Here is a 12575-nt window from a genome sequence, read left to right on the forward strand (position 1 = left end):
AGGCGGCTGGGGGAGGGACTCGTGCTCACTGGTCGACCTCCGCGATGCGGACCGGGCGACCCTCGGCGGCCGAGCGGATGGCGGCGGTGGCCACGAGCTGTGCCCGTAGGCCGTCTGTGCCCTCGGGATAGTCGGTATCTGCGCCGTGGAGGACGTCGGCGAAGGTCTGGAACTCGGTCCGGTACGCCTCGTGGAACCGCGACGTGTCGGTGCCGGCGGTGCCCGTGTGACCCCCGGCGGCGTCGTAGAGCCGGGCGGCGGTGGCGGCGAGCTGGCCCATCTGGACCATGCCGGCCGAGCCGAACACCTCACCGCGCAGGTCATAGCCGTACATCGCGGAGAACGAGGCTTCCGCGGTGGCCAGCGCGCCGTTGGCGTAGCGGATGACGACCACGGCGCTGTCCTGGAACCCGGTGTCCTTGGCGTCGGGACGGACCAGGGCATCGGCGACGGCATAGACGTCGACCGGCTCGGAGCCGGCGTTGAACCAGTTGAGGATGTCAAAGTCGTGGATCAGTGTCTCGGTGAAGATGGTGCCGGCCGGAACGCGGGCCGGATCGGCGCCGTACGGGCCCGGATCACGGGTGATGGAGTGCAGGCGCTGGACCCTCCCCACCGCACCCTCGGCGACCAGCTGCTCGGCCCGGGTCCAGGACTCGGCGAACCGGCGGTTGAACCCGACCTGGAGGACCACGCCGGCAGCGTCGGTCGCCGCGATCGCGCGCTTCGCGTCCGCCACTGTCAGGGCGATCGGCTTCTCGGTGAAGATGTCCTTGCCGGCAGCGGCGAAGGCCTCGATGAGCTCCACGTGGGTCGCCGTCGGTGAGGCGATCACCACGGCGTCAATGCTGTCGTCGGCGGCGACCGACAGCGGGTCGCGGGTGGCCGCCGGAACCGCCAGATCTGCGGCCAGGCGTTCCAGGGTCGGTGAGGCGGGATCGGCCAGCACGGCCAGCTCGATCCCGGCGACCTCGCGGGCCAGGGTCCGCGCGTGGTGCGTCCCGATCCTCCCGGTGCCGATGAGCGCGATTCTCTTCATGCCTTACTCCCTTGTGGGTGCGTCAGACTCAGTGTCGTACGGGATCCGGTGCGAGTGGGAGTCGGGGAGTTTCCGACGGTGGTCGTCGGTGTCACCTAGAGTCGGGTCGTGCTCGATTGGGATCACAACGCCTACTACCAGCAATTGCTGCTGCGCCAGCTGCCGCTCGGCGTGGTCCTTCCTCGACTGGCCGATGCCTTGCGACCCGGCGGCGTTCTGGCGGCTGTTGCGCTGCCTCGACGCGATCTGCGCCACGAATGGCCGCTCGAGCTCGCCGCGGCAGTCGGGCATCGGGTCCTAGGGGTGGGGTTCTTGGTGGGCAGAGCGCTGGGAACGGGCCATGGCCACCCGAAGGAGCCCGGTCACCGTGGGATGCCCGTCGTGCTGGATCCGCCGCTGTCGACTCCCGAAGTCTCTCGGGTGGCTTCCACCGTCCTGCCAGGTGTCCACGTCAAGCGCCTGTTGTTCTGGCGATATCTGCTCATCGGGAAGAAGCCCCCAGGGGGCGGCCCACACTCAAAGTCGGAGAGCTGAAGGGCCGAGCCGGCGGCGCGCGGTGAGATCGTTCTGGGTCACGATGGCGACTCCCACCGTGCACGCCCGCGCGGCCGCGGACTTCGCGGGCGAGCAAAGGCGGGTCAGGAGGGAGCGAGAGTGGCGAGGCCGACGCTCTGGGCCGATTCGGTCAGGCGAGTGTCGTAGGACAGCATTGCGTCGACGTCCAGTGCGATGGCGGCGACAAGGTGCAGAGCGTCGAGCGAGCGGAGATGCACGCCGGGTAACAGGCCGGCGTGGCGGAAGATGGCTGCCGGAAGTTCGTAGAGATCGATGACGTCGAGGAAGGCGGTGACCCGGTCCTGATGCAGGGCGGGGTTTCGGTGGGCGGCCCTGCGCAGCTCGGTCTCCAGGAGCCTGGAGCCACACAGATCTGCGTTCGCGGTGGTGATCGCCGCAGCGAGTGCCTCGGACTCGGTCTCGTTGACGAGGAGCTTGAGGGCCGCGGACGTATCGAGGTACCAGCGGGGCGAGACCGGCACAGCAGAGGCGCTCAACGCTCATCTCTCAGATCGTCGAGGATCTCCTTGCTGGTGATCGTGCTGGTGACGCGTGGCCAAGTCCGGAAGTCGACCTTGCGTCGGGCGGCCCGTGCCAGCGGGAGCCCCGTGGACAGTTCGGCCTCGGTGGCTGGCTTGAGGACGGCGACGGGCGCGCCGTTCTTGGTGACCAGGAAGGACTCGCCGGCTTCAACCGCGCGGATGACCTCGGCGTTGTCGTTGCGGAGTTCCCGCTGGGAGATCGTGCGCATGCCACCATCGTGTCACGCTGCGTAGCACTTGCGTAGCTCAAGATCGTCAGCGCAGGACGTGGCGGCCGGGTGGACTAGCCTGCTGCGGGTGCAGGAGCTTCAGGAGATTCACCCGCAGCGGCGGGACGACGTCAGCATCGCCGCAGTCTGATGGCATCAGCTGACCAGCGCGGCCGCGAGCGAAGGCGAGCATTCATGTCCGCACTGGCGGCCGGACGGCGGCACTCCGTCGCACGTCGTTGCGACGGGACGGTTGTCGCCGTGGGCAACAATGCCACGGGCGAATGCCTCGTCGAATCCTGGGAAGACATAGTCGCCGTTGCTACTGGCAACGTCCACACGGCGATGAACACGGGAAGGTCCCATACGGTCGGGCTTCGATCCGACAGGACTGTGCTCGCGACCGGGTGGAACGGCGACGGCCAGTGCGCCGTCGCCGGGTGGCGTGACGTCCTGGCGGTGGCGGTCGGGAACAACCGACGCGGGCAGTGTTCAGTTGACGATTGGACCGGCCTCATCGACATCGCCGCCGGGCACCTCCACACGGTCGGCCTCCGGAAGGACGGGCGGGCAGTCGCCGCCGGGGACCGCGACACTGGAGCGTGCGACGTCGATGTCTGGTCCGGAATCCGGTCCGCGGAGGACTGAGTCACTCCTCGGTGATGAAGCCAAGTTTGCGGGCCTTGCGGACCCATCGCGCGGCGGTCTCGTACGACCTGTTCCACCTGGCCTGCACAGCCTGCATACCTTGCTGGCGCCACACGTCAGCAACCAGGCGGTAGTGGTCATCCGGGAGTACTCGCCCGCCCCGCCTGCCCCTCGCCGCGATCCGTGGATGCCGCTCGGGGGAGAGCGCCTCCGCGTCGTCGAGTCCGTGCCGCGTCATTGTGCTGCTCTGTTCATCGGCCAGGGGCGTGGCGTCCAGGGCGGCGGGAACGCTGGCCACCTCCGTCTCGACGATGTTCGGCAGGCCGAGGAGCTGCCAAAGTTCGCCGAGCCACCTGTCGATGTTGGTGGCCTCAGCCATGGCAATGGGGGAGACTGTCTGACCAGGTCGTGCCGTCATGGTCAGCTCAGTGGCGGCGATCTTGCCGTTCACGAGTTCTGATCTGATGACCAGGTGCGGGCGGTCGGCCCTCGGCATGTCGAGTTCGATCGCCAAGGGAGAAGGGAACCGTACGGCGCCGACCTGTTGAAGGTCAGAGAGTCTGTAGCTGACAAGGCACGTCGCACCATCTGACAGGGTGACATGCCGGGAGTACAGCCCGCCGCCGGTCGCGAGCATCGAAATCACGTCGTATCTGCTGTCGCCCACGGCCGCCATCCTTCGAGGTGTCATCAGTCTTGGCGCCTGATTGCCACCGATGTTGATGAAAGCATGCCCACACATGAAACAGGATGTCAAATGCCATCTCGATACTGTCAGATGGTAACCGTCTGAATGACACGTGGACATATGGCAGGAGTGGAGGACAAGCTCACTCTCCGCTGACCCGGCGCGTTCTCGGAACACTCCGGGACCGTGTACACCAAGCTGCTGGCGCGGGCTGGACGTCGCACCGATTCCCACTGGGCAGGACCGCGGGGACCGGGGGGACCGAGCCCTGCCTGTGACAGGCTTCTGGGCGACAGGATGTGGCCCAGACCTGGCTTGGGTGTCCCATCGTTGCCGGGCCTCCGTCGGCCGACAGCAGACTGGCCACCGCTGACCGCCAGTGGAGGACGACAGGCAGTCAGCACCGAGACCCTTGCCGCCGGACCGATCGGACTTGGCCTGGCCGGGAGCAGCCATCCGCCCGGATGCTGCCACCCATCTGTCATCCCAGTAGCCCACTTTGAATGACAATGGCAGGATGTCAACAAGTTACGCGAATGTCAAGTTCATATTCAGGTGGGGAATTGCAGCGTGGCAACAACAATGAAGGGTGTACTGTCATTGAAGCGACATGGACGGGGAGTGATCGGTGGCGAGGTGATGGTGAGCCGGAATGTCAATACCGGACTGCGCCAGCTTCCGGATTGGCCCAGATCTCTTCCTGTCGCTGCCACAACGACAGGTCGTGAAGAGAGTCTGCTCGGATAGTCGCGTCGGCGAACGGGATACTCAGGACGCGACCGAGGTTACGTCGGTGGGTCGGTGGGTCGGTGGTGCGCGTCGCGGTGCTCGAGTCGAAGCAGGTCTGCCCGCGCCGAGGCGTATCGACGGAGTCCTTGGCCCACGGGAACGTATCGAGTGTGCCCAGCGCCTGCCACGACGACTGTGGTCGTGCGACCACACACCCGGGCGGTCAGGAGTCGATCATCGCCTCGAGAACGTGCGCCGGTCTGCGCAATGCGCCGCGATTGCGCCAGATCCATGGACTCCTTGCCTCCACCAGCACATGTCCGATAATGCACATTATGTCAGAACAGCTTCGGTGCGTTGCCGCCAGCCCCGATTGTGGCGACTGCGCCAGTGCCCATCCTGACGATCCGGGATGGGCACTCGCACAGTCTTGAGTGGAAGGTCAGGCGGCCACGCTCAGTAACGGCTCGCCCGCCGTAACACTACCGGCGCCAATCACCTCGATTGATTCGTAGGCGCTGGAGTTGGTGACCACGACGATCACGGTCGGATCGAGCCCGTCCTTGGTGATCCTTGCGATGTCGAAGGAGCCCAAAGAGCCACCGGTCTGCACTCGGTCCCCCTTCTTGACCCTAGTGGTGAAGCCGTCGCCCTTGAGTCGGTTGGTATCGATGCCGACGTGCACGAGTACCTCCACCCCCTCATCGGTCTTGAGCCCGTACGCGTGGGGCATGACCACCACGACTGAGCCGGTTACCGGCGACCGCACCTCTCCATCGGTGGGCTTCACGGCAACGCCCATGCCGAGCTTCTCCTCCGCGAACATCGGATCGGAGACCCCTGACAGGGGAACCACGCTGCCGGCCACCGGGGACGCTATCAGCACCTGCCGGGCGAGAACGCCAACGCCGCCGGCGGTGCCCGCCGTCACCGGACCGGCTCCGGTGGCCGCGGGATTGGTCGTGCTGGGAGTGGTGATCGCATCGTCCGTGTACTGCCCACGTTTCTTCGCGCTGAGAGCAGTGGTGATGGTGAAGCCCGCGATGGTCGACACGGCGATGGTGGCGATGGCGATCCAGAAGTTCCACATGCCGCCGCCAGGCTCGATGTAGATGGCGCTGGTCATCAGGCCGGGGCCGACCGGCTGGTATTGCTTGAGGTCGAAGATGGCCCCAAAGACACCTCCCACGGCTGCACCGAGCATGGCACCGATCATCGGCGTCCGGAAGGGAATCAGGATGCCGTACAGGGCCGGCTCAGTGATGCCCAGGATGGCAGTGACACCGCTCGAGCTGGCGACGGACCTCGTGTTGACCGACCTGCTGAGCATGAACACCGCCAGGGCGGCGCCACCGATGGCGGCGTTGCCTGCCAGTGCGCCAGGGAAGAACAGATTGTCATAGCCGGTCTTGAGCATGATCGGTGTTTCGAAGCCGAACAGCACCGCCTTGTCGATCCCCGTGACGATACCGATCGGGCAGAACGCAGCCCACAGAGCCGAGGCCCCCAGACGGAAGTGTTCACCGAGCCAGTTCAGCGACACCGCGAAGCCCGAGCCCACCCAGTCGCTGATCGGGCCCAACACGATCAGCGTCATCGGGATCGCGATCAGCATAGTCAGCAGCGGCAGCATGAAATATCGGATGGCCTGCGGGATCTTGTCTTGCAGGAACTTGTACACCACCGCCAGCACCGGCACGCTGATGACGATCGGCAGAAACGAGCCCGTGTAGGTCATCGTGTGCACCGGGACTCCGAGGAAGTCAAGCCCAGTGGCGCCGGAGATCTGTGGGTAGACCAGCACTGAGCCCAGCAAGGCTCCCAGCGCCGGCTCGACCTTCAGGGTGCTGGCCGCCGACCAGCCCAACGCGATCGGCACGAAGGTGAAACCGGCCATGGCCGCGGCGTTGAGCACCTTGAAGGTGCCGCTGTCGGAGGACACACCCAGGAAGTTGGTGAGGACGGTGAGAAACGCCAGTAATAGACCCGAGGTGAGGAAGATCGGGATCACCGGGCGGACCGTCCCGCTGAGGTAGGCCAGGATGGCGTTGCCGACGTACTTGGCCCAGCCGCCGGCGGTGGTGGGCCTAGCCTTCGCCGCGCCGCCGACGGCCACTGCCCCACTGGGCCCCGTGTACTTGGCCTTCTTGACGAACTCCGAGTAGACATTCAGCACGTCGGTGCCGACGATGACCTGCACCTCGTTCTCATTCAGCGAGCGGACGCCGAGCACCCCGGGCACGGCTCGCAGGGCGTCCATGTTCAGCCTGGCGGGATCCTTGAGCGCCAGGCGCATTCGGGTCGCACAATGGTCCGCCAGCGCGAGGTTCTTGTCCCCGCCGATGTTCTCGATGACCCCTGTCACCAACTGGTCGTACTTCACGATTGGCTCCTTTGCCAACACAGTGTGAGTTCAGTGACTCACTCGAGGTTTGCGTGTAGCGGGAAGGCAACATCGGTGGAGATGCCCCTCTCGGCAGCGAGTGGCACGATGAGCGCGTCACCCAAGAACAGGACGCTCTGCTCGAACAGCCCTCCGCCGATGAGAACAGGACGGGCTGCCTTCTCGAACCCTCCCTTGTCGGAGTAGGCGGGGATGGCGACGACGACGTCGGCCAGTTCTCCCAGCGCGGACTCGGACCTGATGGTGAACGCAGCGACCTTGCCGCCCAGCTTCTTCACGGTGGACGCCGTGGTGACGACGCTCTTGGTCGACCCCGAGCCGGACGCCACGATCAGCAGGTCATCTGTCTGGAAGGCCGGCGTGGTGGTGTCACCCACGACAAAGCTGGTCAGGCCCACGTGCATCAGCCGCATCGCGAACGGACGTAGCATCAGCATCGACCGGCCTGCGCCGGCGACGAAGATCGCGTGGGCAGACACGATCGCGTCGTAGAGCTGATCGAGAGCGGCCTCGTCGACGCCGCTCAGGCAGTCGGCCAGCTGCAGGGCACCCGCCCTGGCGGTGGCCACGATTCCACGAGTCTCAGGCATGACGCTCGATCTCCTGCTTCATGGCGAGAGCCGCAGCGCGGGGATCGTCGGCGTTGTAGAGCGCGCTTCCGGCGATGATCGTGCCCGGATGCAGGGCTGCGTAGTCCTTGACGGTCTCGAGCTTGACGCCGCCGGCCACCGTGGCGCGCTCGGCCGGGACGGCGGCAACCAGGTCGGTCAGGTCTCTCAGCGGGGTCCGGCCGAGTTTCTGGACGTCATAGGCGGTGTGGACGCCGATCAGGTCCACGTCCAGGGCGAGCAGTTGGGCGGCCCGGCCGGCGATGTCACGCACGCCGATCAGGTCGGCCATCACAGTGCGTCCGTGCTCGTGGGCGACTCGGACGACCTCTGCGATGGTCTCGTCCGCGGCATACGCCAGCACGGTGATGATGTCGGCGCCGGCCTCGCAGATATCCCGGCACTCCCCCTCACCGCCGTCGACAATCTTCGCATCGGCCAGGACGCACAGGTCGGGGAAAGCCTCCTTCAGTGCCCGAATCGGTGCTGTGCCCTCTTTTATGATCAACGGTGTACCGACCTCGAAGACGTCGATCACGTCGTGTAGGGCGGCAGCAATCGCCACCGCCTTGGGCAGGCTGGACACGTCGTAGGCAAGTTGCAGCTTCATGTCAGTTCTCCGGGTTCGTGAGGCTGTCGATGTCGGCTAACTGGGTCGTGGGATCAGACAGGTAGGCGAAGACCTTGGGATCCTCGACATAGGACTGATAGCTGGGCTTTCCGAAGGTGATGCCCAGCGCGGGGTTCTCGGTGGGGCGGACGACGGTAGCCGGGGGCAGGCCGACATAGTTGGGGTTCGGGACCGCCTCGAAGCCGTCCGCGTTGTCTGCCTCGACCAGGAAGTACGCCAGCCCGTGCCGACTGGCGACGGACTCGTAGTCCAGTGGGCAACTCGCGATGGCCAGGTTCGAGAACAGCAGCATGTCGTCACCGATGTTGATCGATCCGTGCCCGTAGAAGGGCGGGATCACGATGGACTGCCCCCTCTCGACGACCACGATGCGTACCTCGTCGACGCGCAGCTCCTCGTCCTTGTCGTTGTTGGTGGACTTCTGCATGACGAAGGCCGCTCGACCCTGCAGCACCTCGTACACCTCGGGGTAGGTGTACGAGGTGCCGGGGATGTAACCGTGGAAGTGTCCGGAGGTCTTCTTGAACTCCCCGTTGATGGTGCCTGGACGGATAGCAGTGATGTCGTAGCGAGTGTCCTGGTCGAGGAACTTTTGACGATCATTGTCGAAGCAGATGTCCCGGTAGGCTCCGTAGTACGGCTCTTCTTCGTCCAGGTCCCTCGCGTCAAACAAGAGGTTGCGCATCTGCCCGGCTTTCTTGAAGCTGCTACCGGCGCAAGTGAGTCCGTCCACAAACCGAAGAACCTGCTTCTGACGATCAAAATCGATTGGGAGGCCGGACGCCTCGACCCGAGTTACTTGCGTGTCCATGTTCGTTCTCCTCGTGCTCCTGGACCTGTGTGCTTGCCGGACGGTGCCTTCGATGCGGATGGTTGGCTGCGCACCGTGTGGGCGCTCGGAGCGCAACCAACCGGAGCACCAACCCGCCCGGCCGCACCGAAATTATTCGCTCTCAAACGCAACCTCACGGTAGCGTGACGAACTTTCGTTTGCAATCCCAAGCGCCCGTGAAGTAGGTCACCTGGCATTCGTTTGCCTGCGGATTGAGTCCGACAGCCTCTCTGGTACGGCCGATCGGCCGCGTTGGCGCGGGACTGAGGTCGGGCGGGACTGCCCGCGTTGGATAGCTGGAGCTTTCGTTCAGGTGCGGTTCTCTACGTGTGGAGTGCGTCACTCCGCTAGACTGATCCCATGAATGGGAGTGACCGGCCTGCGTTCGCCGAAGAACGGCGACGCCTGATCGCCGAAACGGTCGCGGTGCAGGGGGGAGTGCGGTCGACCGATCTGGTCGATTCCTTCGGTGTTTCAGAGCAGACCATCCGCAAGGACCTGGGTGCACTGCAAGCGCGCGGCCTGCTCAAACGAACGCACGGCGGTGCGATCGCGGTCGAGTCCCGGCCGGAGCAGCCCCCACAGGAACGGGTCTCTCAACACCGGGAGGCGAAGCTGGCGATCGCGCAGAAGATCGCCTCACTGATCTCTCCCGGTCTGTCAGTCTTCCTCGACAACGGCACCACTCTCGAGATGGTCGCTGACGCCATCACGACTCCTGACATCAACGTGCTGACCAGCGCCATCGGGGTGGCCCGTATTATGGCCGAGAGGCCAGGAATCCGGCACACCCTGCTGGGTGGTCAACTGCGCGTGCTCAGCGGGTCGCTGGTTGGTCCTGTGGCGATCGACAACGCCCGTAAGTTCACCCTGGACGTTGCTGTGATCGGTGCTGGCGGTCTCACCGCTGACGGCATCACCGTCGCAGACATCGCCGAGTCTCAGGTGAAGCAGGCGATCATTCAGAGGGCACGACAGGTGATAGTTGCCCTGGACAGCAGCAAGTTCGGGTACACCGATTATGTCGGAGTCTGTGGGCTGGATCAGATTGATGTCTTGGTGACCGACACCGAGACGTCTGAGGTCGAGGAGTGGTGCACCGACGCCGGCACGACGATCCTGCTGGCTGACCAAAGTGAGTCCTGACCCGCCCAGGGCTTGGCGACAGAGCTGGCACTATGGCCTGAGGACGCGCAACTGGCGCTCTGTGTGAGCAGCCGTCGGATGCGCGTCGTGGCAGCCCCGGTGGTGTCGACCGACTCGCGGTGTCGACCTCTCAAGGACTGAAGTCTCACTACAGACTTCGCCCCGAAATCGCCGTTGATGGCGGCATCGACGATCGTCTGCTTGCCATTGTCCTGGTGGTGCATTTCCATCATTCCTATCATTCCCCAGTTGATCGCCACCACAACAAGTCGCGGGTGTGGCGGGGGAACTCGCGTGCCGAGGGACATGGGAGGAACAGTGACCACGACACCACAGAGTCGTCGATGGGGCCTTCGGGCGGCTGCCGTCGGCCTTGTCGCCGCGCTGGGTCTGGGGTACGGGTTGCCGGCTTCTGCCGACCAGCTCGACGACCGCGAACACCAGTTGACGACACAGATCGACACCGCGAGCGCGTCGGTGGACGAGTCCACGAAACGGCTCGACGACGCACTGGCCCGGCTGAAGAGTTCGCAGGACGAGCTTGCTGCTGTGCAGGCGGCCCTCGCCGCGACTCAGGACAAGGTCACCGCGGCGACGGCGACGGATGCCCGGCTCGCCGATCAACTGACGTCCGCCCAGGCGGCCCTCGACGCTGCCAACGCGGCAGTCGAGGCCAGCCGACTGGTGATCGACGGCCAGCGTGCGGCGGTCGGCGAGATCGCCCGGGATCAGGTACAGCAGCAGCACAACCTGATGGGCCTGGCGGTGCTGGTCCAGCAGGGGTCCACCGCTGAGCTGCAGACGCGGATCCAGCTGTCGACCACGATGCTGGGCTCCACCCAGGCCCAGCTCGACCGGCTCCACCAGTTGCAGACGCAACTCGAGACCGCCCAGGAGGCGCAGACTCGGGCGACTGCGAAGGTCGCCGCCGACCGCGCGGCATCGGTCCAGTCACTGGCTGCTCTGACGCAGCTGCGGGCGACCCAGGCCGACCAGCAGCGCACGGTGGCCGCCGCGGTGGCGGCCGACCAGCAGGCGGAGGCGTCGGCGAAGGCCGAGGTGGCGAAGAACAACCAGGCCTACCAGGACCTGACCGCCGAGCGGGACAAAGTCAGCGCCGACATCGCGGCCCGGGACACCACCGCCCAACCAGGCGCCGGGAACAGTCTGACGGCGAGTCCGGCCACCGCATCGTCCACGCCGACGGGTGCTGTTTCGTCCGCGCCATCGGCGCCGAGCTCTGCCTCGGCGTCGCCTTTGCCGGCCGCCAGCACCGCCGCGCCCTCGCCGGCGGCGGCTCCGACACCGTCACCGGCGGACACCACCGCGCCGGCAACCACGATCGCGCTGTGGCGGCCCGCCAAGGGAACGACCTGGCAATGGCAGCTCACCGGAACCGTTGATCTCAGCGTCGACGCGGCCGTCTACGACGTCGACGGCTTCGATGTCTCGAAGGACACGATCACCAAGCTGCACCAGCAGGGTCGCCGAGCGATCTGCTACATCGACGCCGGGAGCTACGAGAACTGGCGATCCGATGCCGGCACCTTCCCCTCGAAGGTGCTGGGCAGCGCGATGGACGGGTGGCCGGGAGAGCGCTGGCTCGACGTCCGGCAGCTGGACGCGCTGAAACCGATCATGGAGAAGCGCTTCCAGATGTGCAAGGACAAGGGCTTCGACGCGATCGAGGCCGACAACGTCGACGGCTACTCGAACAAGACCGGGTTCCCCATCACCAGCACCCAGCAGATCGCCTACAACCGGATGCTGGCGGCGCTGGCCCACCAGCGCGGCCTGTCCATCGGCCTGAAGAACACCCCCGATCTGGTCGGCAATCTGGTCAACGATTTCGACTTCGCGGTCGTCGAGCAGTGCTACGAGTACGGCGAATGCGCGGCCTTCACTCCGTTCATCCGGCAGAACAAGGCGGTGCTGCACGTGGAGTACAACGTGCCCGTCACCAAGTTCTGTGCAACCACGAAGGGACTCGGCTTCTCGTCGATGCTCAAGAAGCTCGACCTCGGCGCATGGCGGCAGGTGTGTCCCTGAGCCTGGTCGACGGCACGGCGCGCTGACGAGGCGGATGATCGCGTTGCGGTTGTGCGGCCGGTTGGCGTCCCGGATGACATCAGCGGTGAGGATGTCGACACCGCCATCGCCCGCGTCCGGACCGGCCAAGGAACCTGGTCGAGTCGGGCCGGATGGCTTCTACCAATAACTGGAGCCGTTCGACTTGGCGAGATGATGTACACTTTTCTGTACAGGAAGTGTCGGATGAAGACGATGAGTTACACCGAGTCCAGGGCCCGCTATGCCGAGGTCCTAGATGCTGTCGTCAACGACCGCGAGGAAGTGGTCATTACTCGTGCCGGGCACGATCCCGTGGTGATCCTGTCCCTGGCGGACTACGAGTCACTACGGGAGACCGCCTACCTGATGCGCTCTCCCGCCAACGCGCGACGTCTCTTCGATGCGATGGAGCGACTGGAAGACGGTCGCGGTGAGCAACACGATCTCGTGGGGACAGAGACGGAAGCGGACTGA

General features: G+C 65.4%; 13 protein-coding genes. 5 read left to right on the top strand and 8 right to left on the bottom strand.

Features of this window, described 5'->3' with window-relative positions; translation table 11 throughout:
* Nucleotides 1-25: 25 nt before the first annotated feature.
* On the bottom strand, nt 26-1039 hold the full coding sequence (locus R0145_RS07890; protein ID WP_317839813.1) for a Gfo/Idh/MocA family oxidoreductase: 1014 nt from the start codon (nt 1037-1039) through the stop codon (nt 26-28).
* Between the two features lie 108 nt (nt 1040-1147).
* Here R0145_RS07890 and R0145_RS07895 point away from each other — a divergent pair, with 108 nt between their 5' ends.
* On the top strand, nt 1148-1573 hold the full coding sequence (locus tag R0145_RS07895) for a hypothetical protein (protein ID WP_317839815.1): 426 nt from the start codon (nt 1148-1150) through the stop codon (nt 1571-1573).
* Between the two features lie 104 nt (nt 1574-1677).
* Here the strand turns inward: R0145_RS07895 and R0145_RS07900 are convergent, their stop codons facing one another.
* Together R0145_RS07900 and R0145_RS07905 are read right to left on the bottom strand one after the other, a co-directional pair.
* Nucleotides 1678-2091 (bottom strand): type II toxin-antitoxin system VapC family toxin, encoded by a 414-nt coding sequence (locus tag R0145_RS07900; RefSeq protein WP_317839816.1) that lies wholly within the window; start codon nt 2089-2091, stop codon nt 1678-1680.
* Nucleotides 2088-2345, bottom strand: coding sequence for a type II toxin-antitoxin system prevent-host-death family antitoxin (locus R0145_RS07905; protein WP_317839817.1), 258 nt, complete (start codon nt 2343-2345; stop codon nt 2088-2090). The genes R0145_RS07900 and R0145_RS07905 overlap by 4 nt, the downstream gene beginning before the upstream one ends.
* A 195-nt stretch (nt 2346-2540) precedes the next feature.
* On the opposite strand from R0145_RS07905, the gene R0145_RS07910 reads away from it, so the two are divergent.
* A complete protein-coding gene (locus R0145_RS07910; RefSeq protein WP_317839818.1) occupies nt 2541-2993 on the top strand; it encodes a hypothetical protein in 453 nt (150 codons plus the stop codon).
* A gap of 1 nt (nt 2994) precedes the next feature.
* Here the strand turns inward: R0145_RS07910 and R0145_RS07915 are convergent, their stop codons facing one another.
* The 5 genes from R0145_RS07915 to R0145_RS07935 all read right to left on the bottom strand — a co-directional run bounded on the left by R0145_RS07915 (nt 2995) and on the right by R0145_RS07935 (nt 8738).
* Nucleotides 2995-3660, bottom strand: coding sequence for a hypothetical protein (locus R0145_RS07915; RefSeq protein WP_317839819.1), 666 nt, complete (start codon nt 3658-3660; stop codon nt 2995-2997).
* 1192 nt (nt 3661-4852) lie between these two features.
* On the bottom strand, nt 4853-6793 hold the full coding sequence (locus R0145_RS07920; protein WP_317839820.1) for a glucose PTS transporter subunit IIA: 1941 nt from the start codon (nt 6791-6793) through the stop codon (nt 4853-4855).
* A 38-nt stretch (nt 6794-6831) separates the two neighbouring features.
* Complete coding sequence (hxlB, locus tag R0145_RS07925; RefSeq protein ID WP_317839821.1) at nt 6832-7404, bottom strand: 6-phospho-3-hexuloisomerase; 573 nt, start codon at nt 7402-7404, stop codon at nt 6832-6834.
* The gene (hxlA, locus tag R0145_RS07930; RefSeq protein ID WP_317839823.1) at nt 7397-8032 is read right to left on the bottom strand and encodes a 3-hexulose-6-phosphate synthase; all 636 of its coding nucleotides are present in this window, start codon (nt 8030-8032) and stop codon (nt 7397-7399) included. Before hxlA ends, hxlB begins: the two co-directional genes overlap by 8 nt.
* Before the next feature lies 1 nt (nt 8033).
* Entirely contained in the window at nt 8034-8738 is a 705-nt protein-coding gene (locus R0145_RS07935) for a glucose-6-phosphate isomerase family protein (RefSeq protein ID WP_317839824.1), read from the bottom strand.
* A 507-nt stretch (nt 8739-9245) separates the two neighbouring features.
* Here R0145_RS07935 and R0145_RS07940 point away from each other — a divergent pair.
* The 3 genes from R0145_RS07940 to R0145_RS07950 all read left to right on the top strand — a co-directional run bounded on the left by R0145_RS07940 (nt 9246) and on the right by R0145_RS07950 (nt 12575).
* Nucleotides 9246-10031: a DeoR/GlpR family DNA-binding transcription regulator gene (locus tag R0145_RS07940; RefSeq protein ID WP_317839825.1), complete on the top strand. Its 786-nt coding sequence runs from the start codon at nt 9246-9248 to the stop codon at nt 10029-10031.
* A gap of 318 nt (nt 10032-10349) precedes the next feature.
* On the top strand, nt 10350-12080 hold the full coding sequence (locus R0145_RS07945) for an endo alpha-1,4 polygalactosaminidase (protein WP_317839826.1): 1731 nt from the start codon (nt 10350-10352) through the stop codon (nt 12078-12080).
* Nucleotides 12081-12305: 225 nt separating this feature from the next.
* Complete coding sequence (locus tag R0145_RS07950; RefSeq protein WP_317839827.1) at nt 12306-12575, top strand: type II toxin-antitoxin system prevent-host-death family antitoxin; 270 nt, start codon at nt 12306-12308, stop codon at nt 12573-12575.

Origin of the sequence: Raineyella sp. W15-4 (assembly GCF_033170155.1) — a bacterium.
Lineage (GTDB): Bacteria > Actinomycetota > Actinomycetes > Propionibacteriales > Propionibacteriaceae > Raineyella.

Excerpts from the sequence above, each read along its gene's own strand:
- R0145_RS07890 (WP_317839813.1), bottom strand. The coding sequence starts at position 1,039 with ATGAAGAGAATCGCGCTCATCGGCACCGGGAGGATCGGGACGCACCAC.
- R0145_RS07905 (WP_317839817.1), bottom strand. The coding sequence starts at position 2,345 with ATGCGCACGATCTCCCAGCGGGAACTCCGCAACGACAACGCCGAGGTC.
- R0145_RS07910 (WP_317839818.1), top strand. The coding sequence starts at position 2,541 with ATGTCCGCACTGGCGGCCGGACGGCGGCACTCCGTCGCACGTCGTTGC.
- hxlB (WP_317839821.1), bottom strand. The coding sequence starts at position 7,404 with ATGCCTGAGACTCGTGGAATCGTGGCCACCGCCAGGGCGGGTGCCCTG.
- hxlA (WP_317839823.1), bottom strand. The coding sequence starts at position 8,032 with ATGAAGCTGCAACTTGCCTACGACGTGTCCAGCCTGCCCAAGGCGGTG.
- R0145_RS07935 (WP_317839824.1), bottom strand. The coding sequence starts at position 8,738 with ATGCGCAACCTCTTGTTTGACGCGAGGGACCTGGACGAAGAAGAGCCG.
- R0145_RS07940 (WP_317839825.1), top strand. The coding sequence starts at position 9,246 with ATGAATGGGAGTGACCGGCCTGCGTTCGCCGAAGAACGGCGACGCCTG.
- R0145_RS07950 (WP_317839827.1), top strand. The coding sequence starts at position 12,306 with ATGAAGACGATGAGTTACACCGAGTCCAGGGCCCGCTATGCCGAGGTC.